Origin of the sequence: Actinocorallia sp. API 0066 (genome assembly GCF_020991275.1) — a bacterium.
GTDB lineage: Bacteria > Actinomycetota > Actinomycetes > Streptosporangiales > Streptosporangiaceae > Actinocorallia.
This window is the reverse complement of the sequence record NZ_JAJLQY010000001.1, coordinates 50,614-73,577: the sequence shown is the minus strand read 5'-3', so window position 1 is coordinate 73,577 and position 22,964 is coordinate 50,614. Positions and strand designations below refer to the sequence as shown.

The 22,964-nt window shown below is 71.1% G+C and carries 25 protein-coding genes; 4 read left to right on the top strand and 21 right to left on the bottom strand.

Annotation, left to right across the window (positions count from 1 at the left end):
* The first annotated feature begins 22 nt into the window (after nucleotides 1–22).
* Nucleotides 23–538 (top strand): DUF6879 family protein, encoded by a 516-nt coding sequence (locus LO762_RS00355; protein ID WP_230611173.1) that lies wholly within the window; start codon nucleotides 23–25, stop codon nucleotides 536–538.
* Nucleotides 539–633: 95 nt separating this feature from the next.
* On the opposite strand, the gene LO762_RS00350 is transcribed toward LO762_RS00355, so the two are convergent.
* The 13 genes from LO762_RS00350 to glmS form a co-directional block, all read right to left on the bottom strand.
* A complete protein-coding gene (locus tag LO762_RS00350; RefSeq protein ID WP_230611170.1) occupies nucleotides 634–1,161 on the bottom strand; it encodes a hypothetical protein in 528 nt (175 codons plus the stop codon).
* Between the two features lie 152 nt (nucleotides 1,162–1,313).
* Complete coding sequence (tsaD, locus tag LO762_RS00345) at nucleotides 1,314–2,342, bottom strand: tRNA (adenosine(37)-N6)-threonylcarbamoyltransferase complex transferase subunit TsaD (protein WP_230611167.1); 1,029 nt, start codon at nucleotides 2,340–2,342, stop codon at nucleotides 1,314–1,316.
* Complete coding sequence (gene rimI / locus LO762_RS00340) at nucleotides 2,339–2,794, bottom strand: ribosomal protein S18-alanine N-acetyltransferase (RefSeq protein WP_230611164.1); 456 nt, start codon at nucleotides 2,792–2,794, stop codon at nucleotides 2,339–2,341. Before rimI ends, tsaD begins: the two co-directional genes overlap by 4 nt.
* Complete coding sequence (tsaB, locus tag LO762_RS00335; RefSeq protein ID WP_230611160.1) at nucleotides 2,791–3,453, bottom strand: tRNA (adenosine(37)-N6)-threonylcarbamoyltransferase complex dimerization subunit type 1 TsaB; 663 nt, start codon at nucleotides 3,451–3,453, stop codon at nucleotides 2,791–2,793. The genes rimI and tsaB overlap by 4 nt, the downstream gene beginning before the upstream one ends.
* Nucleotides 3,454–3,480: 27 nt before the next feature.
* Nucleotides 3,481–4,149 carry a hypothetical protein gene (locus LO762_RS00330; RefSeq protein WP_230611157.1) on the bottom strand — a complete coding sequence of 223 codons (669 nt, stop codon included), beginning with the start codon at nucleotides 4,147–4,149 and terminating at the stop codon, nucleotides 3,481–3,483.
* A gap of 152 nt (nucleotides 4,150–4,301) precedes the next feature.
* Nucleotides 4,302–4,763 carry a tRNA (adenosine(37)-N6)-threonylcarbamoyltransferase complex ATPase subunit type 1 TsaE gene (tsaE, locus tag LO762_RS00325; RefSeq protein ID WP_374201517.1) on the bottom strand — a complete coding sequence of 154 codons (462 nt, stop codon included), beginning with the start codon at nucleotides 4,761–4,763 and terminating at the stop codon, nucleotides 4,302–4,304.
* Nucleotides 4,760–5,845: an alpha/beta fold hydrolase gene (locus LO762_RS00320; protein WP_230611154.1), complete on the bottom strand. Its 1,086-nt coding sequence runs from the start codon at nucleotides 5,843–5,845 to the stop codon at nucleotides 4,760–4,762. The genes tsaE and LO762_RS00320 overlap by 4 nt, the downstream gene beginning before the upstream one ends.
* 19 nt (nucleotides 5,846–5,864) lie before the next feature.
* On the bottom strand, nucleotides 5,865–7,001 hold the full coding sequence (alr, locus tag LO762_RS00315) for an alanine racemase (protein ID WP_230611151.1): 1,137 nt from the start codon (nucleotides 6,999–7,001) through the stop codon (nucleotides 5,865–5,867).
* 51 nt (nucleotides 7,002–7,052) lie between these two features.
* Nucleotides 7,053–8,552 (bottom strand): NAD(P)H-hydrate dehydratase, encoded by a 1,500-nt coding sequence (locus tag LO762_RS00310; protein WP_230611148.1) that lies wholly within the window; start codon nucleotides 8,550–8,552, stop codon nucleotides 7,053–7,055.
* Between the two features lie 225 nt (nucleotides 8,553–8,777).
* Nucleotides 8,778–9,131 (bottom strand): holo-ACP synthase, encoded by a 354-nt coding sequence (locus LO762_RS00305; RefSeq protein ID WP_230611144.1) that lies wholly within the window; start codon nucleotides 9,129–9,131, stop codon nucleotides 8,778–8,780.
* A gap of 23 nt (nucleotides 9,132–9,154) precedes the next feature.
* On the bottom strand, nucleotides 9,155–10,192 hold the full coding sequence (locus LO762_RS00300; RefSeq protein WP_230611141.1) for an ABC transporter permease: 1,038 nt from the start codon (nucleotides 10,190–10,192) through the stop codon (nucleotides 9,155–9,157).
* Nucleotides 10,192–11,163 carry an ABC transporter ATP-binding protein gene (locus LO762_RS00295; protein ID WP_230611138.1) on the bottom strand — a complete coding sequence of 324 codons (972 nt, stop codon included), beginning with the start codon at nucleotides 11,161–11,163 and terminating at the stop codon, nucleotides 10,192–10,194. The genes LO762_RS00300 and LO762_RS00295 overlap by 1 nt, the downstream gene beginning before the upstream one ends.
* Nucleotides 11,164–11,240: 77 nt before the next feature.
* On the bottom strand, nucleotides 11,241–13,085 hold the full coding sequence (gene glmS, locus LO762_RS00290; RefSeq protein ID WP_230611135.1) for a glutamine--fructose-6-phosphate transaminase (isomerizing): 1,845 nt from the start codon (nucleotides 13,083–13,085) through the stop codon (nucleotides 11,241–11,243).
* Nucleotides 13,086–13,169: 84 nt separating this feature from the next.
* On the opposite strand from glmS, the gene coaA reads away from it, so the two are divergent.
* Together coaA and LO762_RS00280 are read left to right on the top strand one after the other, a co-directional pair.
* Nucleotides 13,170–14,111 carry a type I pantothenate kinase gene (coaA, locus tag LO762_RS00285; protein ID WP_230611132.1) on the top strand — a complete coding sequence of 314 codons (942 nt, stop codon included), beginning with the start codon at nucleotides 13,170–13,172 and terminating at the stop codon, nucleotides 14,109–14,111.
* 74 nt (nucleotides 14,112–14,185) lie between these two features.
* The gene (locus LO762_RS00280; RefSeq protein WP_230611129.1) at nucleotides 14,186–15,481 is read left to right on the top strand and encodes an MFS transporter; all 1,296 of its coding nucleotides are present in this window, start codon (nucleotides 14,186–14,188) and stop codon (nucleotides 15,479–15,481) included.
* Nucleotides 15,482–15,571: 90 nt separating this feature from the next.
* On the opposite strand, the gene LO762_RS00275 is transcribed toward LO762_RS00280, so the two are convergent.
* The 6 genes from LO762_RS00275 to LO762_RS00250 form a co-directional block, all read right to left on the bottom strand.
* Nucleotides 15,572–16,189, bottom strand: coding sequence for an ATP/GTP-binding protein (locus tag LO762_RS00275; RefSeq protein ID WP_230611126.1), 618 nt, complete (start codon nucleotides 16,187–16,189; stop codon nucleotides 15,572–15,574).
* On the bottom strand, nucleotides 16,170–16,550 hold the full coding sequence (locus tag LO762_RS00270) for a DUF742 domain-containing protein (protein WP_230611123.1): 381 nt from the start codon (nucleotides 16,548–16,550) through the stop codon (nucleotides 16,170–16,172). The genes LO762_RS00275 and LO762_RS00270 overlap by 20 nt, the downstream gene beginning before the upstream one ends.
* 8 nt (nucleotides 16,551–16,558) lie before the next feature.
* Nucleotides 16,559–16,984: a roadblock/LC7 domain-containing protein gene (locus LO762_RS00265; RefSeq protein ID WP_230611119.1), complete on the bottom strand. Its 426-nt coding sequence runs from the start codon at nucleotides 16,982–16,984 to the stop codon at nucleotides 16,559–16,561.
* A gap of 169 nt (nucleotides 16,985–17,153) precedes the next feature.
* Nucleotides 17,154–17,708 (bottom strand): hypothetical protein, encoded by a 555-nt coding sequence (locus tag LO762_RS00260; RefSeq protein WP_230611116.1) that lies wholly within the window; start codon nucleotides 17,706–17,708, stop codon nucleotides 17,154–17,156.
* A gap of 223 nt (nucleotides 17,709–17,931) precedes the next feature.
* Complete coding sequence (locus LO762_RS00255) at nucleotides 17,932–18,489, bottom strand: hypothetical protein (RefSeq protein ID WP_230611114.1); 558 nt, start codon at nucleotides 18,487–18,489, stop codon at nucleotides 17,932–17,934.
* Between the two features lie 301 nt (nucleotides 18,490–18,790).
* On the bottom strand, nucleotides 18,791–19,501 hold the full coding sequence (locus LO762_RS00250) for a hypothetical protein (protein ID WP_230611110.1): 711 nt from the start codon (nucleotides 19,499–19,501) through the stop codon (nucleotides 18,791–18,793).
* Nucleotides 19,502–19,674: 173 nt separating this feature from the next.
* Between LO762_RS00250 and LO762_RS00245 the strand changes: the two genes are divergently transcribed.
* The gene (locus LO762_RS00245; RefSeq protein ID WP_230611106.1) at nucleotides 19,675–20,499 is read left to right on the top strand and encodes an SAM-dependent methyltransferase; all 825 of its coding nucleotides are present in this window, start codon (nucleotides 19,675–19,677) and stop codon (nucleotides 20,497–20,499) included.
* A gap of 1 nt (nucleotide 20,500) precedes the next feature.
* On the opposite strand, the gene LO762_RS00240 is transcribed toward LO762_RS00245, so the two are convergent.
* Both LO762_RS00240 and LO762_RS00235 read right to left on the bottom strand, forming a co-directional pair.
* Nucleotides 20,501–21,517 carry a hemolysin family protein gene (locus LO762_RS00240; protein ID WP_230611104.1) on the bottom strand — a complete coding sequence of 339 codons (1,017 nt, stop codon included), beginning with the start codon at nucleotides 21,515–21,517 and terminating at the stop codon, nucleotides 20,501–20,503.
* Complete coding sequence (locus LO762_RS00235; RefSeq protein WP_230611101.1) at nucleotides 21,514–22,848, bottom strand: hemolysin family protein; 1,335 nt, start codon at nucleotides 22,846–22,848, stop codon at nucleotides 21,514–21,516. Before LO762_RS00235 ends, LO762_RS00240 begins: the two co-directional genes overlap by 4 nt.
* Nucleotides 22,849–22,964: the final 116 nt, after the last annotated feature.

Sequence of the window (22,964 nt, the reverse complement as noted above, 5' to 3'; positions counted from 1 at the left end):
TTCCACTACGTGAAGGAGCACCATGGAGTCGATCTCGGCTGAGCGGCGCGCGACGCTCATCCGCTCCGTCCGCGACCTGCTGAAGGTCGAGCTGCTGGACGAGTACGGGATGGACCGCCACCTGCTCGACGCGTGGCGGGGCGGGGATCGCGAGTACGTCGAGCGGTCCGCGCGGGAGTACGCCGAGTTCGTCGAGGCGCAGTCGGCGACGGGCTGGACGTTCCGGCGAGTTCGCGTGGTCTCCGAGCCGCTGTCGGAGTACCAGCGCATGGCCGTCGCGACCTGCGGACCCTCGGTCAAGGCAGGCGAGCGGCTCCGGTGGCTTCCCCGCCGCGAGGTCTCCGCGACCCCGCTGCCCGGAAACGACTGCTTCGTCCTCGACGGCAGCGCGGTGATCTTCAACGTCCACGACGGAGAGCACGGGACCATCCCCGAGATCCAGTACTCCGACGATCCCGACATCGTCGCGTTCTGCCGGGACACCGTTGAGGCGGCCTGGGCACGGGCCGTCCCCCACTTCGACTACCGCCCGTCCTGACCATGCCCGACCTCCGTCCCTCCACCGCCACCCGCTGAAGACTACGCCGACCGACCGGGGTGATGGACGCCGAACACACTCCCCGGCTGCCGCCGTTATCGGAGGCTGCGGTATTCGGCCCAGGCTTCGGTTGTGGTGAGGCATTCTTTGAGCCAGGTTTTGTCTGGGTGGTGTTCGGCGAAGCGGGCGGTTTGGCGGATTGAGGCGGTGGCGAAGGCGTCGATGGCGCGGGGGTTGGCGTTGCGCCATGCGGTGCAGTCTTTTGCCCAGTGCTCGGTCTGGCCGAGGAGGATGTTGTTGGCGTTGATGTCGGAGACCACTTCGGGGAGGTCCTCGGATCCGGGGGAAAGGTCGGAGGGTCGGAAGTCCTCCAGGACTTCGAATCCGAGGACGAGCCAGCCGTCCGACTCGGCCTGCCAGCGGACGGCTGGCGAGAACTCACGTGCGTAGGGATTGATCGCGGCTTCACGGAGCAGGGACGCGCGGCGGCGTTTGCCGCCTCGCATCCCTTTGATGAAGAACCTTCCCCTGTCGCCTTCGACCACGGCTGCCACGTCCGAGGAGAAGCCGCGCGCGGCCGGATCGCTGACGGACGACAGTTCTCCGACGAACGGGGCGATCACGTTGGACAGGCCGGGCGGAAGCTTGGGGTTCACAGCGGTCCTCGGGGCAGGTCGTGGGTGCGGACGTTGCCGACCGACATCTCAGGGTCGCATGAGAAAGGCTGCCGCCGCGAAGCGGTGTCCGAGGTTGGAGGGGTGGGGGTTGGGGTGGGTTACAGGTGGATGGTGGTTACGGGGAGGGAGGAGTCGGCGGGGATGTCCAGGCGGGAGTCGTCCAGGTTGGCTGAGACTAGTTCGGCGCCTAGGGCGGCGACCATGGCGCCGTTGTCGGTGCAGAGGCCGGGGCGGGGGACTCGGAGGTGGATTCCGGCCTTTTCGCAGCGGGTGGCGGCTAGTTCTCGGAGGCGGGAGTTGGCGGCTACGCCGCCGCCGATTTGTAGGTGGTCGACTCCGTTGTCTTTGCAGACGGCTATGGCTTTGCGGGTGAGGACGTCTACTACGGCTTCCTGGAAGGAGGCGGCTACGTCGGCGATGGGGACGGGGTGGCCGGAGCGTTCACGGGCCTCGACCCAGCGGGCTACGGCGGACTTCAGGCCGGAGAAGGAGAAGTCGTAGGTGCCGTCGTCGAGTTTGCCTCGGGGGAAGGCGATAGAGCGGGGGTCGCCTTCTCGGGCCCTTCGGTCGATCAAAGGGCCGCCGGGGAAGCCCAGGTCCAGGACTCGGGCCACCTTGTCGAACGCCTCGCCTGCGGCGTCGTCCACGGTTGAGCCCAGTGAGCGGACGTCGCGGGCCACGTCGGGGACCAGGAGGAGAGAGGAGTGGCCGCCGGAGACCAGGAGGGAGACGCACGGCTTCGGGAGAGGGCCGTGTTCCAGTTGGTCTACGGCGACGTGGGCGGCCAGGTGGTTCACGCCGTACAGGGGCTTGCCCAGGGCCAGTGCGTAAGCCTTGGCGGCGGCCACGCCGACCATGAGCGCGCCCGCCAGGCCGGGGCCGGCGGTGACGGCGATCGCGTCGAGGTCGGAGAGCGCGACGCCCGCCTCGGCCAGGGCCCGCTCGATCGTCGGGGTCATCGCCTCCAGGTGGGCGCGGCTGGCGACCTCGGGCACCACACCGCCGAACCTGGCGTGGAGGTCGACGCTGGAGGCGACGGTGTCGGCCAGCAGCGTGTGCCCGCGCACGATCCCCACGCCCGTCTCGTCGCAGGACGTCTCGATGCCCAGCACCAGGGGTTCGGTCACGGTTCGTCCCTCCGCATCATGATCGCGTCCACGCCGGACGGCTGGTAGTAGCGTTTGCGCACGCCGATCCGGTGGAAGCCGAACTTCTCGTACAGCCGCTGCGCGGGCGTGTTGTCGGCCCGCACCTCAAGGAAGACCCGGCGGCAGCCGCGCCGCCGCGCCTCGTCCAGCAGCTCGGTCAGCAGGACGGCGCCCAGGCCCCGGCCCTGGCTGACGGCGCGTACCCCGATTGTCTGGACGTCGCCGTCACCGCCTGCGGAAGCAAGGCCCGCGTAGCCGATGACTTCCCCCGCGTCTTCCAGGACGACGTAGTGCCTTACGTGGGGGACGGCGGCGAGCTCCTCCAGGAGCATCTCCTCGGTCCAGGACTCGGCGCCGAACAGCTCGTGCTCCAGCTTGAGCGCGGCGGGCAGGTCGGCGGTGGTCATGGGCCTGACGACGGGGTCCGTCACTGGCTCGCCCTCTTCCGCGCGCCGATCTCCTGCGCGTCGGGACGGCGTAGGTAGAGCGGGTCGGCGGGCAGCAGAGGCAGGCCCGGCTTGCCGGACAGGCGGCTTATCGCGATCTCGGCGATCGCCCCGGCCGACGGAAGCAGGGGTTCTCCGGGCTCGCCCAGGACGTCCCGGTACAGGGCCGCGCCTTCGCCGTACGCGGGCAGGCCGCAGGCGGCTTCGAGGGCGGGGCCCACGGCGGGCTCGGTGGCGCGCCTGTCGTGGGCGTCGTACCTGGCCCAGTAGACCTCGCGGCGGCGCGCGTCGGTGGCCACCACAAACGGCTCGGTGCGGCCGGTGGCCCACGCGATCGCGTCGAGCGTGCACACCCCGTGGACGGGGACGCGCAGCGCGTTGCCGAGCGCGTCAGCCGTCGCCAGGCCCACCCGCAGGCCGGTGTAGGGGCCGGGGCCGACGCCGACGGCGACCGCGTCGAGATCGCGGGGGGCGGCTCCGGCCTCGGCGAGCACACGGGCGATCGAGGGCGAGAGCACCTCCGCGTGCCGCTGTTTGTCCCGCCCTGCCACCACGGCGACGGGTTTGACGGGATCGCCGGGGAACCACTCGTAGAGCGCCACGGTGACCGTCGAGGTCGCGGTGTCGAAAGCCAGTACCAGCACGACCGTCAAGCCTATACGGCGCCCGCGTCAGGCGGCGCCGAGCTTCTTGATCGCCGCGACGGCGTTCGCGGCCGCCGCCTTGGCCCCGTTGACGCAGGTGTCCTGGGACAAGGGTGAGTCGTCGCTCTTGCTGCCGCCGTAGGAGACCGTCACCAGGATGTTGCCTACGCGGGCGTTGAGGATGCCCTGGGCGAAGGCGGAGTCGGCGAGGTACAGCACGTACGCCTGGTCGCCCAGATCCTTCACCTCCGCGAAGTACTTCTGCTTCTGGCCGGGGAGGAGGTTCTCGCCCTTCTTGTCGGTGGCCATCTCGTCGGTGAACTGGACCTCGGCCTCGCCGAGCGGGTCGACGCCCAGCACGCTGCGCAGTTCGACGCTCAGCTCCCGAGGGTCGTCGCCGAGCCCGACGTCGCCCCAGCTACACCGCACCTCGGTGGCGGTGTCGGTGGCGGTGCCGGGGGTCGGCTTGGTGCCGGGCACGAGCTGCGCCGGGGACGCCGCGAGCACCTTGCAGGCGTCCGGCGGGCCGTCGAGCGGCAGGAACTCCGCGCCGCCCGCGCCGGGCGCGGACTGGTGGCTCGTGTCCGGCGCCAGGTGCGGGGGCGCCGTGCTGCCCGCGTTCTTGAGGATAAAAAGTCCCGCTATCGCGCAGACGGCGAGCACACCCGTGAGCGCACCGGCGAGGAGGATCGCCATGCTGCGCTCCGAGCCGCTGCTTCTACGTCTCTGACCACCCACTGGAGGACTCCCATACCCGTCAGGTCCCGGGACGTGATCCCTTTGTCGAAGATGCTCGGTAGAGGGTAAGCCATGTCACAGGCGAATCGGGAGTACCCGGCGGTAGCTATCTATTCTGGAACGATCCCGTCCCAGCTCCAGCCCGCCCAACGCGCCCCGACGCCACTGACGGCGACCTCGCGTGACTCACCGTCACCTATCCGGGTCATCCGGATCTCCAGCCTGTCCTCCGCGAGCCCCTCGACGAGCCCCTCGCCCCACTCGACGACCGTGACGGCATGGGCGAGATCGGCGTCCAGGTCCAGATCGTCCACCTCGGCGAAGCCACCCAGCCGGTACGCGTCCACGTGGACGAGCGGCGGCCCGTCCACCAGCGACGGATGGACCCGCGCGATCACGAACGTCGGCGACGTCACCGGGCCGCGCACGCCCAGACCCTCGCCGATGCCCCGCGTGAGCGTCGTCTTGCCCGCGCCCAGGCCGCCCGACAGCACGACGACGTCGCCCGCGCGCAGCCGTTCGCCGAGCCCGACGCCCAACGCGTGCATCCGCTCGGCGGTCTCGATCTTCACCCCCGGCCCCCCGTCCCGGCCACGGCCCGACCGGCCAGCCGCAACAGCGCCTCGGTGACCCGGTACGGGTGCTCCAGGGGCAGCAGGTGCCCGGCGGGCGACACCGGCTCGTAGTCGACGTCCGACAGCCCCTCGGCGATCTCAGCGCCGTGCGCGGCCGGGGTGAGGAGGTCGGCGTCGCCGGTCATCACCAGCGCGGGCACCTTGTCCAGGACGGCCAGCGCCGCGCGCTTGTCGTGCCCGAGGAACGTCGGGTAGAACTCCGCGATCACCTCGAACGGGGTCGCGCGGATCATCCGCTCCACAAAGTCCACGACGGTCGGGCTGACCGCGCGGTCCGCGAAGCCCATCCGGCGGATCACCCAGAAGGCGAGGTCGGCGCCCACGTTGCGGTTGCGGTTGGAGTCGATGAAAGCGCCTCCCCTGCCCAGGCCGCGTACCAGGCGGGGCGTCAGCGGCCTGGCCAGCTTCGCCAGCACCAGCGGCAGGCCCAGCGTCATCTGCTGGATGTCGCCTATCGCCGTGTTGATCAGGCCGACGCCGCGCACTCTGCTCCCGAACTCCTCAGGGTGGTGCTCGGCATACGCCATCACCGTCATGCCGCCCATGGAGTGGCCTACGAGGATCACAGGCTCGTCGTCGCCTACCGTCGCGCGCAGCACCGCCGCGAGGTCCTGGCCCGTCTGGTCGATCGTGGCGCGGCCGGGGTGGCTGCGCCCGGACAGGCCGTGGCTGCGCTGGTCCCAGACGATCCGGCGGAAACCCGTCAGGTCGCGGCGCTGGTAGTGCCAGGTGTCGCGGGTCAGGCAGTAGCCGTGGCAGAACACCAGGGTGGGCGTTCCCGGCATCGGGGGGATGCCGGGCTCCTCCACCTCGACGTACAGGGGCAGGCCGTCGTCAGCCAAGACCGTCAGGGCGTCACCGCGCGGGACGCCGAAAGGCTCGTTCACCTCGGGGTCGGGCTGGGCCCTGACCCTGCCTACGGCGTACTTGCGGGCGGCGATGGCGGCGCCGAACCCTGCCGCGCCCGCTCCCGCGACGGCCCCCGCGATGCCGAGCCGCCGTTTGCTCCGTCCGTCCACAGTCGTCCTCCCCGTGAGGTCACTCGCGTGCGTCGGTGGTGCGCCGGTCCAGGTGGACGCGCGGGACCCGGCCGCCCAGGCGCGTCACGATCTCGTAGGAGACGGTACCGAGGGCGTGCGCCCAGTCCGTCGCGGTGGCCTCCCCCCGGTCGCCGGGGCCGAACAGGACAACCTCGTCGCCCTCGGCCACGGGGTCGTCGCCGACGTCGATGACGAACTGGTCCATGCAGACCCGTCCGGCGATCCTACGGCGGCGTCCGGCGGCGAGGACCTCCAGGATGCCGCTTCCGCCGCGCGGGACACCGTCCGCGTAGCCGGCGGGCACGAGGGCGACGGTCGTCTCACGGTCGGTCGTGTACAGGTGGCCGTAGGAGACGCCGGAGCCTTCCGGGACGCGTTTGGCGACCGTCACGGTGGACGTCACCGTCATCGCGGGGCGTAGGCCGGGGTCCGGGAGGTCGGGCGCCGGGTTGAGGCCGTAGACGGCGATGCCGGGGCGGACCAGATCCCAGTGCGTCTCGGGCAGGTGCAGGACGGCGGAGGAATTGGCCAGGTGCCTTACCTCGGGCCGGATGCCGGCCGCCTCCGCGTGCCCGACCATCGCCGCGAACGCCTTCGTCTGCCGGGCTACCGAAGGGTGGTCGGGCTCATCCGAGCAGGCCAGATGCGACCAGATCCCTACGACGCTGACCGTCCCCGCCGCCTCGGCCTTCAAAGCCGCCTCGACGAGCGCGGGCCACTCCCGCTCGGTCGTGCCTCCCCGGGACATGCCGGTGTCGGCCTTGAGGTGGACGCGGGCCGTCCGGCCTACGCGCGCGGCGGCGTCGGCGATCTCGGCGAGGAGCCTGAGCGTGCCCGCCCCAAGATCGACGTCAGCGGCGACGGCGGGTTCCACGTCGGTGCCCGGCGGGATCACCCCGACCAGGACCGGGGCGATGATCCCCGCCGCGCGCAGGGCGAGCGCCTCCTCGACAAAAGCCACGCCCAGCCAGGCGGCCCCGGCCTCCAGCGCGGCGCGGGCCACCGGGACGGCGCCGTGGCCGTAGGCGTCGGCCTTGACCATGGCCATCACGGGGGTGCCCGCGATACCCGCGAGCAACCCCACGTTGTCCCTGATGGCCTCCAGATCGACCACCGCGCGCGTCGGATGCGTCATGGTCCCCAAGTCTGCCGCACGCGACGCCCTGTGACGACGGGTCCGCGCAGCTCAGGGGAGTTGGGCGAAGGCGTCCGGGAGGGCGGCGAGGACGTCCTCGGCGGTGATGGGCGCGGGGGCGAGGCCGCGACGGGGGGCGGCGGCGCGGCGGGCCGCGAGGCCGTGCAGGTGGGCCGCCCAGACCCCGGCCTCGGCGGCGGCCACCCCCTGGGCGAGGAGGGCGCCCGCCAGGCCGGACAGGACGTCGCCGGAGCCCGCCGTGGCGAGCCAGGGGGTGCCGGTGAGGTTGGCCAGGACGGGGCCGCTGGGATCGGCCACGAGCGTCGTAGAGCCCTTGAGCAGGACGGTGACGCCAAGGTCGGCGGCGGCCCTGCGCACGTGGGCGAGGCGGTGCGTCTCGATCTGCTCCCGGGTGGCGTCCAGGAGGCGGGAGAGTTCGCCCGCGTGCGGGGTGAGCAGGGTCGGGGCCTCCCGGTTGAGGAGATCGGCCCGGCGGGCGGTGTCCATCTCGGCGAGGACGGTGATCCCGTCTGCGTCCACGAGAGCGGGCACGTCAGAGCGCAACACCGCCTCCACGAGGCGTTCGCCGCGCGCGTCCACGCCCAGGCCGGGGCCGACGACCCACGCCTGGACCCGGCCGACCGACTCCAGGTCGGCGGACGCCTCCGGCAGGACCGTGGTGACCGCCTCAGGCCAGCGGGCGTTCACGAGGTCCACAACACGGGCGGCGGAGGCGAACCTGACCATGCCCGCGCCGCCGCGCAGCGCCGACCCGACCGACAGCAGCGCAGCGCCGGTGAACTGGGCGCCCCCGGCGATCACGCCGAGCACGCCGCGCCGGTACTTGTCGGTCTCGGCGGACGGGCGCGGCGGGTGGATGTCGGCCGTCGCAGGGGCGATGACGGTGGGCGCGGGCAGGTCGCGCAGGCCGATGTCGATCAGCTCGACGACGCCAGCCCGGTCGGCACCGGGGTCGATGAGCAGGCCGGGCTTGAGTGTGCCGAAGGTCACGGTCACGTCGGCCCGGACGGCGTCGCCGACGACCTCGCCGGTGTCGGCGTCGACCCCGCTCGGGACGTCGCAGGCGACCACGGCGGCGTCGTCTGGGAGCGCGCGCACAAGATCCGCGTACAGGCCGCGCAGCGCGCCACGGCCGCCGATGCCGACCAGGCCGTCGATCACCAGGTCGGTGCCCGCGAACTCCCGCCCCGCGGGCGCCAGAAGCCCCTCAAGACGCTCGTGGACGATGACCCGCCCCCCGGCTTCCCGGAAGGCCGCCAGGCCCTCCGTGTGCGTTTTGGGGGCGGCCAGCGCCGCCGTCACCCGCGCGCCGCGCCGGGCCAGGCGGGCGCCCGCGTGGAGCGCGTCACCGCCGTTGTCGCCGCTGCCGACCAGCAGCAGCACCCGCGCGCCGTACACGCCGCCGAGCAACTGCGCGCACACCGCGGCCAGCCCGGCCGCCGCGCGCTGCATCAGCGTGCCCTCGGGCAACGTCGCCATCAGCGCCGCCTCCGCGGCCCTGACCTCCTCCACCGCGTGCGCGTACCTCAACGGCCCTCCCAGAGCTCGCCCGTCCCCACCCTTCCTACCCCGCCCACAGCCCGCCCGCGATCATCCGGCTGTGTCCGATGGCCCGGAGGCAGGCACTTGGCAATTCCCGACTTCGTCGGGAGCGCCCACCTCCGGGCTGTGTCCGATGGCCCGGAGGCAGGCGCTTGGCAATTCCCGACTTCGTCGGGAGCGCCCACCTCCGGGCTGTGTCCGATGGACGGCGGCTCAGGAGGATTCGGCGATGACGACGGCGGTGGCGACGCCGCCGTCGTGGCTCAGGGAGACGTGCCAGGAGGTGACGCCGCGGGCCTGGGCGGCGGCGGCGACGGTGCCGATGACGTGCAGGGTGGGGCGGCCGTCGGGCTCGCGCCTGATCTCCGCGTCGGTCCACCTCAGGCCGCGCGGCGCGCCCAGCGCCTTGGCCAGCGCCTCCTTGGCGGCGAACCTGGCGGCCAGGGACAGCACGGGCAGCTCACGCTCCACCTCGGTGAACAGCCTCTCCCGCATCCGGGGTGTGCGTTCCAGGGAGGCCGTGAAGCGCGCCACGTCCACCACGTCGATGCCCACACCCACGATCACCCGCGCAGCTTATCGGCGTGAAGTCAGGCCAGGCGGGTGCCTTCGGCGAGGTGTTTGACGGGGAGTCTGAGGCGTTTGACGGTGATCGCGAAGGCGCCCGCGCCCAGGGCGAGGTTCACGGCGAGGCCATAGGGCCAGACCGGGCCTGAGGCGTTCTCCTGGTATGTGTACCTGTGGGTGCCGTGGTCCGTGTCCGAGACGACGTAGTCGACATCCTCGGCGCGCAGTTCGCGGATCGTCTCGCGGAGTTCGCCGAGCAGGTCGAAGGCGGGCTCCTCCTCCGGGCAGATCCGGACCCGCTCGCCCTGCGGGTGCTCGGGCGTCGGCGGCAGCGTGGTGTAGCCGCAGACGGGCCGGGGAGGCGTCTCCGGGGCGGCGTCGGCGAGGACGACGAACGGGTGCGGGGCGAGCAGCCACCAGCCCCGGCTCTCGTCCTCACTGGCGCCCGACCCCTCGGACGGCGCGGTGAGTCCGAAATAGACGCCGTAGCAGATGACCGTCCCAATGAGCATCCCGAAGACGGTCAGGTAGGACGCCAGAGCGGACGCCACCCCACGGGCCGCGACAGCCGAGAAGCACAGGGCGAGCGCGCACACGACGCCCATAAGCAAAGCCGTCACCAGCACCGACACCAGCGCGGTGACAGGCCGAACCGCCCCGGTGAGCACCGGCCAGGCCAGGAACGGCAGCGTGAGGCCGAGCGCCACAAGGCCCGTCCCCCAGGCGGCGACCAGCTTGCCCGCCGCGATCTCGCCCGGCGTCAGGCCCGTCAGCTGGAGCAGCGCGAGGGTGCCGCGCTCCCGCTCCCCGTTGACGGACTGCGAGGCCAGTGCCGGGGCGAGCAGCAGCACCAGAAGGAGGACGAGCAGAAGCAGCGTCCCGTAGACGGCGACACCCAGGTCGCGGTCGGAGTAGCCGCCGTCATAGGCGGCCCACAGGGCGAAGGTGAGGAGGCCGACCAGCCCGAACCACACGCCGAGCAGCAGCCGCCACCGCCGCGCCCGCACCCTGGTCCGCAGCTCCTGCCGGGCCACAAGGCCGATCCCGCGCACACCCGCCATCAGATCTCCTCCCGCCGCCACGCGCCGTCCACGACGAGCCCGTGTTCATCGGGCTCGTCCTCCGCTCCCGCCGCGAGCACCGCGCTCTCCAGCACGCCGCCTGCGGGCGTGTAGGAGACGACCCGTACTCCGGCCTCCACGAGCCCCGAGAGCACGCCCGCGGCCTCTTCCTCGGTAAGCGGGCCGATCCGCACGTCGGCCGCTCCCGAGGCGCTGCTGTGCGGCACCCCGGCGCGATCGAGCGCGACGGCCAGGGCCTGGTCGTCAAGCGCGCGCACGAGCCATGGCACCCGTCGGCCGGAGAGCAGTTCGGCGGCGTCCCACTCGCCGCGCGTCCGGCCGCCGTCGATCAGGACGACCCGGTCGGCGATCTCCAGCTCGCTCATCACGTGGCTGGACAGGAGCACCGCGGCGCCGTCGTCGGCGGCCAGCGAGCGCAGCAGGCCGCGCAGCTCCACCCGGGACTTCAGGTCGAGCCCGGAAGACGGCTCGTCAAGGATCAGCACCTTCGGGCGGTGCACCAGCGCGCGCGCTAGCCCAAGCCGCTGCTTCTGGCCGCGCGAAAGCACGTGGACGGGCCTGCGCGCCCACTCCGCGAGCCCCATCCGCTGGAGCAGCTCGTGCGCGCGCGACACCCCCTCGGCCTTGGGCAGCCCGTACGCCTCGGCGAAGAAGACCAGGTACTCCTCGGCCGTCAGCATGTCGTAGACGCCGAACACGTCGGGCATCCAGCCGAGTGACGCGCGGGCCGCGACGGGGTCGCGCAGCGCGTCGTGCCCGCCCACCTCGACCGACCCGGAGTCCGGCGCCAGCAGCGTCGCCAGGATGAGCATGAGGGTCGTCTTGCCGGCCCCGTTCGCGCCCACCAGCGCCGTCACCGCGCCGTACGGGACGGTGACGTCGAGCCCGTCCAGGGCGCGGACGGCGCCGAACGAGCGGGTCACCTCCCGCGCCCGCACCCCTGCGTCCATGCGTCCTCCCGCCGACCGCCGTGGTCATCAGCGGATCAGATGACGGGCGACAGCGGGAGGTTCACGACTCGCCGGGACTATTCCACCGTGACGGACTTGGCGAGGTTGCGCGGCTGGTCCACGTCGTGGCCCTTGGCCGTCGCCAGCTCACACGAGAACACCTGGAGCGGCACCGTCGTCACCAGCGGCTGGAGCAGCGTCGGCACGGCCGGGACCTCGATCAGCGTGTCCGAGTACGGCGCGACCGAGTCGTCGCCCTCCTCGGCGATCACGATCGTGCGCGCCCCCCGCGCCCTGATCTCCTGGATGTTGGAGACGATCTTGTCGTGCAGCACCGCGCGGGCACGCGGCGGCACCACGACGATCACAGGCAGGCCGTCCTCGATGAGCGCGATAGGCCCGTGCTTCAACTCACCCGCCGCGAAGCCCTCCGCGTGCATGTAAGCCAACTCCTTGAGCTTCAGCGCGCCCTCCAGCGCCACCGGGTAGCCCACGTGACGGCCCAGGAACAGCACCGACTTCTCGTCCGCCAGGGAGCGGGCCAGCTCACGCACCGGCTCCATCGTCTCCAGGACCTTCTCCACCTTCTCCGGCATGGACCCCAGCAACTGGACCATGGCGAAGACCTCATCACCCCACTTGGTGCCGCGTACCTGCGCGATGTAAAGCGCGATCAGGTACACCGCCACCAACTGCGTCAGGAACGTCTTGGTGGCCGCGACGCCCACCTCGGGGCCCGCGTGCGTGTACAGGACGCCGTCGCACTCACGCGGCATCGTGGAGCCGTTCACGTTGCAGATGCACAGCACCCGCGCCTTCTGCTCACGCGCGTGCCGGACAGCCATCAGCGTGTCCATCGACTCACCCGACTGGGAGATCGCGATCACCAGCGTCGTCTTGGTGAGGATCGGGTCGCGGTAGCGGAACTCGCTGGCCAGCTCCACCTCGCACGGGACGCCCGCCCAGTGCTCGATCGCGTACTTGGCGATCATGCCCGCGTGGTAGGACGTGCCGCACGCGATGATGATGATCTTGTCGATCTCGCGGAGCTGCTCGTCGGTGATCCGCATCTCGTCCAGGTGCAGGCGGCCGTCCGCGCTGATCCGGCCCAGCAGGGTGTCGGCCACCGCGCGCGGCTGCTCGGCGATCTCCTTCAGCATGAACGCGTCGTAGCCGCCCTTCTCGGCCGCCGACACGTCCCAGTCGACGTGGTACTCGCGGACGTCGGCCGGACGCCCGTCGTAGTCGGTGACGCTCACGCCCTCGCGGCGCAGCTCCACCACCTGGTCCTGGCCCAGCTCGATCGCGTCCCTGGTGTGCTCGATGAACGCGGCGACGTCCGAGGCCAGGAAGTTCTCGCCGACGCCCTTGCCGACCACGAGCGGCGAGTTCCGGCGGGCGCCGACGACCACGTCGGCGTCCTGCGCGTCCACCGCGACCAGCGTGTAGGCGCCCTCAAGGCGGCGGCAGACCCTGCGCATCGCCTCGGCCAGACCGTGCCCGGCGCCGACCTCCTCCTCCAGGAGGTGCGCGACGACCTCGGTGTCGGTCTCCGAGCCGAACACGTGCCCGCGCTCGGTCAGCTCCGCCCGCAGTGCCGCGAAGTTCTCGATGATCCCGTTGTGGATCACCGCGATCCGCCCGCCGCAGTCCACGTGCGGGTGGGCGTTGGCGTCGTTGGGCGCGCCGTGCGTCGCCCACCGGGTGTGCCCGAGCCCCACCGTGGACGCGGGCGGCGGCTCCTCCTCCAGCACCTTGCGGAGGTTGATCAGCTTGCCGGCCTTCTTGGCCGTCGCGAGCTTCCCCTCCACGACGAGCGCGATGCCCGCCGAGTCGTACCCCCGGTACTCAAGCCGCGCCAGCCCGTCAACGACGACCTGCTCGGCCTGCTGACCGCCGACGTAACCCACGATTCCGCACATGAACGCCACACTATCTGTCGATCCGTCAAAGACTGGAGCCCCGCCAACCTGCACCGAAGCCACCCCTGGCTACCCTCGTCACCCATGAGCGCGCCCTGGGAACCGATCCCGAGTCCCTATGTTGAGTTCTCCAGGGACGCCTGGAGGCAACTCAGGGCGAATACTCCGCTTACGTTGACGGAAGCGGATCTGGATGATCTTCGGGGGTTGAAGGACCCGATCGGGATTGATGAGGTTGAGGACGTGTATCTGCCGCTGACGCGGCTGTTGAACCTGTTCTTCACCGGGGACAGTGGGCTTCGGGACGCGCTCAGCACGTTTCTGGGCGAGGCGGTGCGGCCGACGCCGTTCGTCATCGGGGTGGCGGGGAGTGTCGCCGTGGGGAAGTCGACGGTGTCGCGGCTGCTGCAGGCGCTGCTGGCGCGGTGGCCCGAACACCCCAGGGTGGCGCTCGTCACCACCGACAACTTCCTCCACCCCAACGCCGAGCTGGCCCGGCGCGGCCTCATGAACCGCAAGGGCTTCCCCGAGTCCTACGACCAGCGGGCCCTGCTCCGGTTCGTCTCCCGGATCAAGGCGGGCGCCAAGGACCAGACGATCCCCGTCTACTCGCACCTGGAGTACGACATCCTCAAGGGCGAACGGCAGACCGTCCAGACGCCCGACATCCTCATCTTCGAGGGCATCAACGTCCTCCAGGTCCCCCAGACGGGCTCCCTCAGCGTCTCCGACTACTTCGACTTCTCGATCTACGTCGACGCCAAGGTCGAGCACATCCGCCAGTGGTACCTGGAGCGGTTCGTGGCGCTGCGCCGGACCAGGTTCGCCGACCCGCGCTCCTACTTCCACGAGCAGGCCCGGCTGCAGAACGACGCGGAGGCCGTGACGTTCGCGCGCGGCATCTGGCACGAGATCAACGAGCGGAACCTCACCGAGAACATCCTCCCCACCCGGGCCAGGGCGACCCTCGTCCTACACAAGGGACCCGACCACTCCGTCCAGCGCATCCGTCTCCGGCGTATCTGAGCCCCTGTTTTGTGTGACGCCGCCCGGCCGAAAATGGTTGGAAGCCGGGACCGCCCGCCTGCTACCAAGGGCGGATGCCCGAGAACGTCGCGGAGAAGACAGCGCACGACCATCCGCCCGTCCGCTGGCGGGCGCTCGCCCCGCTGCGCGTCCCGGCGTACCGGCCGCTCGTCGGCTCGGTGGCGCTCTCGCTGTTCGCGGGCGGCATGTGGACGGTCGTCCTCGTCTTCCAGGTGATCGCGCTCAGCGACAGCCCGGTGGCGCTGTCGGCGGTCGCCTCCGGCCTCAGCGCGGGCATCTTCCTGTTCTCGCTGCTCGGCGGCGTCGTCGCCGACCGGGTCTCCAAACGCGCGGTGATCATCGTGGTGCACGCGGCGAGCGCCGTCGTCACCTCGGTGATCACGCTGCTCGCCTTCACCGGGCTGATCCAGCTGTGGCATCTCGGGCTCGCGTCCCTGGCGCTCGGCGCGAGCGCGGCCTTCTTCTATCCGGCTTACACGGCTTACCTGCCGACGATCCTTCCGGCGCGGGATCTACTCGCCGCCAACGGGCTCGAAGGGGCGCTGCGCCCGGCGTTGCAGCAGGCGGCGGGGCCCGCGCTCGCAGGGGTCGTCGTCGGGGCGTTCCTGCCCCGGACGGGTGCGTTGATCGTCACCGTGCTGTACGCGCTCGCCTTTGTGCTCGTGCTTCTCCTGCCGAAGGAGCCGCCCGCCGACGCTTCCTCGGCGGGAGCGTCGGGTGGCGTGAAGAGCGCGTTCGGGGAGCTGCGCGAGGGCGTGCTCTTCACCGTGCGCACACCGTGGCTGCTGTGGACGCTTCTGTTCGCCTGCTTCGCCGTCCTGGCCGTCATGGGGCCGGTGGAGGTGCTGCTGCCGTTCCTGGCCCGCGACGCGTTCGACGACGGGGAGCGCGTGTTCGGGCTGCTGCTCACCTTCTTCGGTCTGGGCGCGATCATCGGCTCCCTCGCCGTCTCGTCGTGGCGGCTGCCGCGCCGCTACCTGACGGTGATGGTTCTCGGCTGGGGCCTCGGCAACGTCCCGCTCGTCGTCCTCGGCTACACCGACTCGTTCTGGATCATGGCGGCCGCCGTCTTCGTCGTGGGTCTGACCGACGGCGCGGGCATGGTCATCTGGGGCACGCTCCTCCAGCGCCGGGTGCCCGCCCACATGCTCGGCCGTGTCTCCAGCCTCGACTTCTTCGTCTCGCTGGCCCTCATGCCCGCCTCGATCGCCGCCGCGGGCCCGCTCTCCCAGGTCGTCCCCATCCCGCTCATCTTTGTGGGCGCCGGCCTGCTCCCCCTCGCCTTCGCCCTCATCGCCCTCATCGCCGCCAGGATGCCCTCCGACGAGCTGGCCCATCCCCTGACCTGACCCGCGCCCCGCCGTCGCCGCCACGCGCGGATGAGGGGGCCGTCGCCCGGGGGGTGGGGCCGGGCGACGGCCGGGGGGAGGGGGGTGAGGTCAGCGGTGCGGGTGGGCGGGGAGCGGCGCCGGGGTGGCGGTGACGGAGTCCTCGATGGCGAGTTCGATGAGCGCGATGAGGACTTCCTTGACGGAGTCGCGGCGGCGCACGTCGCACAGGACGACGGGGACGTGCGGGTCCACCTCCAGCGCGTCCTGGATCTCCTCGGCCGAGTAGCGCCGGGCGCCGTCGAAGCAGTTCGCGGCGACGACGAACGGGATGCGGCGGTGTTCGAAGAAGTCGATGGCGCCGAAGCAGTCTTCGAGCCTCCGGGTGTCGGCGAGGACGACGGCCCCGACCGCCCCGTAGGCGATCTCGTCCCACATGAACCAGAACCGCTCCTGGCCCGGTGTCCCGAACAGGTACAGGCGGAGGCCGTCGGCGAAGGTGAGGCGGCCGAAGTCCATCGCGACGGTGGTGGTGGTCTTGCGTTCGACGCCGGTCAGGTCGTCGACCCCCGCGCCGACGTCGGTCAGATCCTCTTCGGTGCGCAGCGGCCGGATCTCGCTGACGGCGCCGACGAGCGTGGTCTTGCCGACGCCGAAGCCGCCCGCGACGAGGATCTTCAGCGCGACGCGCGGGTCGTCGGCGCCCGGGTCAGAGTTCTCGTAGGCCATTCAGGACTCTCATCAGTAGCCGGGCGTCGTGTCGCCCGGTGGGGGTCTGCTGCTGCTGCGGCACCTCCTGCAGCAGCCCGTGCTCGACCAGGTCGCCGAGCAGGACGTGCACGACCTTCAGCGGGAGGTCGATCTCGGAGGCGAGGTCGGCGATGGTGATGGGCTTGCGGCACATCGCGAGCAGCCGGTGCTGCTCGCTGGTGAGGCGCATGTGGTCGCGGACCGGGTTCCACGTGGCGACGAGGATCGTCACGAGGTCGAGCCGGACGCCCGAGGTCCGGGTGCGGCCCTTGGTGATGGTGTACGGGCGGACGAGGGGGCCGGCGTCCCGGCCGACCCATCGCTCCTTCGGACCCTCCATCGTCGCTCCTACCTGTGACCCGCGGCGGGATGGTGCTCGTGTGTGCGCGGCGCGACCGCGAGGTGTTGCCTGACCCGCTTGATGAGGAGGGCCATCTCGTAGGCGACGATCCCCGCGCCCTGTCCCGCGCTGCTGAGGACGGCGAGGCAGCTTCCACTGCCGGCGGGGACCACAAAGAAGAGCTTGTCGTCGATCTCGATGACGGCCTGCCTGACCTGGCGTGCCTTGAAGTGTTCGCGCGCCCCGTTGGCGAGGCTGTTGAAGCCGGCCGAGAGCGCGGAGAGGAACTCGGCGTCGGCGCGGGAGACACCGCGCGACGCGCCCATCATGAGGCCGTCACGGGAGAGCAGGACCGCCTGGTGCACCTGCTCGACGCGCTCGACGAGATCGTCGAGGAGCCAGCTGAGCTTGGCGGTCGATTCGGGGTGGGTCATCGTTCCTGCCCGTCGTAGTGCTCGGTCAGCTCGTCATACTCGCCATGGTTCGCCCGGATATCAACGGCTACACCCCACATAATCGGCACTTTTAGCAAATACCGGCCAGTAGCCGTACATTGACACGTTCCACTGGGAATCTCAGCGGAGATTCCCAGTGGAACAGGGGTCAGCGCTTGTACCAGAGGTCGATCTTGACCTTGCCCTCCGGGGACTTGCCCGCGAGCGACTGGCGCAGCGCCTTCTTCGAGCAGGTGAACTTGCCCTCGGTCAGCACGAGCGGCTCAACGTCGCCCTTCTTGACCGCGGTGGCCACCTTGTAGCGCTCGTCCACCTTGGTGGAGCCCGCGAAGCCCTGCTCGGCGAGGGCGGTGCCCTTGGCCGTCTTGGGCTTGAGCAGGAAGGTGCCTTTCGCCTTGCCCTTGAACGAGCCGCTGACGGTCAGCGTCTTGGAGTACTTCGTCCAGATGGAGAAGGTGATGCCTTCACCGCTGGCCTTGCCGGTGACCCGGGCGGTCTTGCTGAAGTCGTACTTCACGGACTTGGCGGCGATGGTGAGCTTGGTGCCCTTGCCGCCCTGTGTCTTCAGGCTGAAACCGTCGCCCGAGACGGAGAGCGCGTGCTTGGTGAGGGTCCAGGTGCCGAGCGCGCACGCCTTCGGCGCCGCCGACGCCGTACCGGGGACCGCGACGACGCCCACCACGAGCGCCGCCGCGAGACCCACCTGACCGAGCCTTGTGACCAAGGCTGACCTCCGAGTTTTTCCGGGGGAGAAATGAACCGTTGAAACTTACACTTCCGACGATCGCCGAAGATAGTGAGATACGGCCCTCATTTCACACGTGTCACCTGGGTCACTTCGGCGGCCCCGCTCCCCGCTCGTCCCGCCCTCTCCCGAAGACGACGAAGGGCCGCCCCCTCAGGGACGGCCCTCGTGAGTGCCCGCGTCAGGCGCGCCGGAACCAGGTGTCGAAGCGCGACGAGTCCGTGGCGGACTTCGTCGCGAGGACAAGATGGAGGGTCTTCGCCGAGCAGGTGAACGAGCCCGATCCCAGGGCGATGGTCTCCGGCTTGCCGTTGCGGTAGTTCGGGGCGAGCGGATAGGTGGCGTCGGCCTTGGTGGACCCGCCCTTGCCCGTCCGTGCCACCGCGTCGCCCTTCGCCTTGCGGACGTCCGCCGCCAGCAGGCCCTTGCGGTTGCCCGTGATGGACACCGGCACGGTGAGCCGACCGCTGTAGCGGCTCCACATCGCGACCTTCTCGTCCGCCCTGGTGCCCTTGCTCGCCAGCGGCCGCGAACCCCGGAAGTTCCAGGAGAGCTTCTTCTTGCCGACGACGAGGCGGACCCCCTTGCCGCCCGCGCCGGTGAAGTCGTAGCCCTGGCCGCGCGCGGAGAAGGTGTGCTTCACCATCGTCCACTTCCCGACGGCACACGGCTTGGCGGCCGCGCCCGCCGCGCCGACCGGGACCCCCGCGACGGCCCCCGCCGCCAGCACCGAGACCATGACCCCGCGGATAACTCGCCTGAACAAATCCGTCCCCCTCCGTCGGATGACACGCCCGCAGAAACCTAGTACACGCCACCCCATCGGACCACCCTTTTTCCCGACCCCGAAAGAATCCCCGGCACATTCCCCCACCACAAATCCACACCCACCCCCACCTGCGCCAACCCATCGGTACCGACCCCCACATCCGGAAATACAATCCCCTTCCCCCTTTTCCCGGCAGCCGCTTGACGCGCCTTTGTCCGCCGGATATCCGACGCCTTTCCCGCGCCGTCGGAAACACCACGACGGCCCGCCGTCACCGGCGCGCCGGGCCGATACCGCCGGACCCGCACCCGACATCCCATCCTTTGAGGGTTTTTTCCGGCACGCGCTGCACGAGACTGCGCCACGACGCATCGGGAGAGAACGTAAGGAACCGATGATGACGCAGTACCCAGGGCCCGGCCCCCTCCGCCGAGCGCTCCACCTCGCCGCCGCCGTGCTCCTCGTCGCGGCCCCGCTCGCCGTCGTCTCCCCGACGGCCCCGGCGGTCGCGGCCCCCGAGCCGGAACCCACGGTCCTCGATATCGCGATCCTGGTGGACCTGTCGGGGAGCATCCGGCCCGAGGATCTCGCGCGTGAGGTCGGCGCCGCCAAGCGCATCGCGTCCGGGGCGCTCAGCGACCGCACCCGGGTCTCGGTGCACGGGTTCGGCGGCCAGCGCACCCGGGAGCAGCACGCGATAACCGAGGCGTGCCCTCCGCGCGTGGTGGACAGCGCGGTCGCCATCAACACGCTGTCGGAGTGCCTCGACGACCTCGCCCGGCCTCGCCGCCCGGTTCGCCCAGGCCGAGTACCGGCCCGAGTTCACGGGCACGGCGGCGCCGCACGGCCGTGGGCTCGTCAACCGGGTCGATCCGAACGAAGAGGAGAGCCTGTTCTCGTTGGCGTCCGAGTGGGTGCGGGGGAACAAGTCGGCTATCGCCGCAGGGCTCGTCGTGTTGTGGGCGATACAGACGATCGTCATGGTGTTGCTGCTGACCGCACCCTGAGAGGAAGGCGGGACCAAAGTCCCGAAATGCCCGAGTGCGCATACGACAAGGCGGCCATTCGACCAGATGGGGGTGGGTGTCTGGGTTTGGGGTGAACCGGGGATCTGGTGGGGGCGTCGGAGAGTGAGGTATATGTTGCGGTCCGGCGATGAGGGGGTGGGTGGTGGCGGAGGGCGAGGGGGCGCGGGCCGAGCGCGATCTGGACCGGACGGTTCCGAACGTCGCGCGGATGAACGACTACTTTCTGGGCGGGAAGGACAATTTCGCCGTCGATCGGGAGGTGGCGGACGCGCTGCTGGAGCTCGCGCCCGAGATCAAGCCGATGGCCGAGCAGATGCAGGACTTCCGGCGGCGGCTCGTGCGTTATCTGCTCGGTGAGGGGGTCCGGCAGTTCCTCGACCTCGGGTCCGGGCTGCCGACGCGTGACGCCACGCACCAGATCGCGCACGCCGTGGACGGGTCGGCGCGGGTCGTCTACGTCAACACCGACCTTGTCGTCCTGGCGCACGCGCGGGCCCTGCTGGGCGGGGCGCCCGGGACGGCGGTGGTCGACGGCTGCGTCACCGCCGCGAAAGCGCTGCTCGCCGACCCCTCCGTGCGCGGCCTCCTGGACTTCGACAAGCCCGTCGGGGTGCTGGCGCTCGGCACCCTCCAGTTCCTGCCTGACGTCGCCGGGCCTTACGCGGGCGTCCGGGAGGTCATGGCGGCGCTCGCGCCTGGCAGCCACCTGGGCATCGCGCACGTGGTGTTCGACGGCAGGCCGGATCTCGCCCAGCCCATCGTGGAGATCTACCAGCGCGTCCTGAGCACCGAGGAGGACGGCGCCCGTACCACCGGCGACGTCCTGCGCTACTTCGACGGCCTGGAGGCCGTCGCCCCCGGGCTCGTCCACCTGCCGCGCTGGCGGCCGGACAACCCCCTGGCCGCGCGGGCCGCCGGGTTTATGGTCGGCGGGGCGGCCCGCAAGCCGTAGGTCAGGCGGGTGCCAGCAGCCTCGTCAGCAGGTCGTCGAGGGTGATCAGGCCGGTGATCGTGCCAGCGCCGTCCCGTACCAGCGCGAGCTGGCTGTGGTGCAGCCGCAGGTCGGAGACGGCGTCGGCGACGGCGATGTCGTGCGCCACCACCGGGATCGGGTGCGCCACCGACTCGGCCGCCGGGAGGGTGCCGCGCGCGCGGGCCAGGTACGCCTCACGGGCGTGCACGACGCCCGTCACCTCGCCGTCGTCGCCCTGGAGCAGCAGCCTTGTGACGCCCGCTCCCGTCGCCCTGTCGATGACCTCTTGAGGCAGCGCGGAGGCGGGCACCGTGACGGCCTCCGCGAGCGGGATCACGAGGTCGCCGAGGCCCGTTTTGGGTGCGTCCAGGGCTTTGGCGAGGAGGTTCTTGTCGGCCTCCTCGATGAGCCCCAGGCGGCGCGACTCCTCCACGAGGTGCCTTAGCTGCTCCGGGGTGCGGGACACCTCCATCTCGTCGCGCGGCTCCACCCCGATGAGGCGTAGCAGCCGGTTGGTGAGCTGGTTCAAGGCCGTCAGCACAGGGCGGAACAGCCAGGCGAAGGCGCGGAACGGCAGCGCCAGCAGCAGAGCGGAGCGTTCGGGACGCGCGATCGCCCACGACTTGGGCGCCATCTCCCCCACGACCATGTGCAGGAACGTCACCAGCGCGAGCGCGATGACGAAGGAGACGCCGTGCGCTACCGCGTCGGACAGCCCGATGTCGTGGAACAGCGGGGTCAGCACCGAGGCGATGAGCGGTTCGGACACCACGCCGAGGCCCAGCGAGCAGATCGTGATGCCGAGCTGGGCGCCCGCGAGCATCAGCGACAGCTCGCGGATGCCCGCGACGGCCTGCGCGGCGGCGCGGCTGCCGCTCTCGGCGGCCTGCTCCAGGCGGGGCCGCTTGGCCGCGACGAGCGCGAACTCGGCGGCGACGAAGAAGCCGTTCCCGGCCAGGAGGAGCACGGTGAGGACGAGGCCGGTCGTCAGGCTCATCGGGCCGCCTCCCGGACCGGCGCGGGCTCAGGCTCGGGCTCAGGGGCCTCCGCGGGCACCGTGCGGAGCCGGATCTCGTCGGCGACGTGGTGGTCGACCGACAGGACCTCGACGAGCAGGCCGTCCACCTCCACCCGGTCGCCCGGCCCTGCGATCCGGCCGAGCCGCTGCTGGAGTAGGCCCGCGACGGTCTCGTAGTCGTCGCCTTCGGGCAGGCGTAGGCCGGTGAGCTGCTCGATCTCGTCGATCCGCAGGCCCGCGTCGGTGTGCCACCAGCCCGCGACGACACGGGCGAGCGGCTCGTCCTCGTCGTCCTCGTCGGAGATCTCGCCTACGAGCTCCTCAGCGACGTCCTCCAGGGTGATCAGTCCGGCGAAGCCGCCGTACTCGTCGATGACACAGGCCACCTCGTCGCCGCGCGCCTGCATCTGCGCGAAGACGGCGGGCAGCGGCAGCGTCGTCGGGACGACGAGGGCGGGCCGCGCGAGGTCGCCCGCGAGGCGGGGGTCGTCGTGCGGCACCGGCATCAGCTCGGGCAGGCCGAGGACGCCCACGATGTCGTCCACCCGCTCCCCGACGACCGGGTAGTGGGTGTGGCCGTGTGCGGCGATCACCTCGGTGACCTCGGGGAGCGTCGCGGTGGCTTCCAGCGTGGTGACGTCGACGCGCGGCACCATCGCGTCGCGCGCCGTCCGGTCGGAGAAGACGAGCGCCCGCTCCAGCAGGTCGACGTGGCCGTGCGCGAGGTGCTTCTCGGACTCGCCGATGATCAGACCGAGCTCCTCCAGGGTCGCGCCATGGTGCAGCTCCTCCACGGGTTCGATCCCGACGGATCGCAGCAGGCGGTTGGCAGCCGAGTCGAACAGGACGATCAGCGGCCCCGCCAGCTTCAGGTACACAAGGGTGGACGGCGCCAGCGCGCGCGCCAGGGTCTCGGGCCTGGCCAGCGAGAGGTTCTTGGGGAAGAGCTCGCCCAGCACCATCTGGATCACCAAGGCGATGACGAACGCGAGACCGAAGGCGATGCCTCCGATGGCCGCCTCGGGGATGCCGACCGCGTGCAGGGGCGGCTCGACCACCCCGGCGATGGCGGGCTTGGCGATGAATCCGACGACGAGGGTCGTCACCGTGATGCCGAGCTGCGCGCCCGACAGCATGAACGACAGGCGTTCCAGGACCTTGACGGCTCTGGCCGCCTTCTTGTCCCCTCCTTCGGCCGCCTCCTGCAGGGCGAGCCTGTCAGAGGTGACGTAAGCGAACTCCTGGGCCACGAAGTAACCCGTGGCTGCGGTCAACAGGACGACCGCGAGAAGGCCGAGCGCGACCGTCACCGGCCCACCTCCCGAGCCTTCTTCGGTCGCGTCCGTCTATGACCGGGGTCCGAGTCCACGGACACCAGCCCTCCTCTCATGTTGTGTGGGCCCAGGATAAACGGACAGTCGCCCCG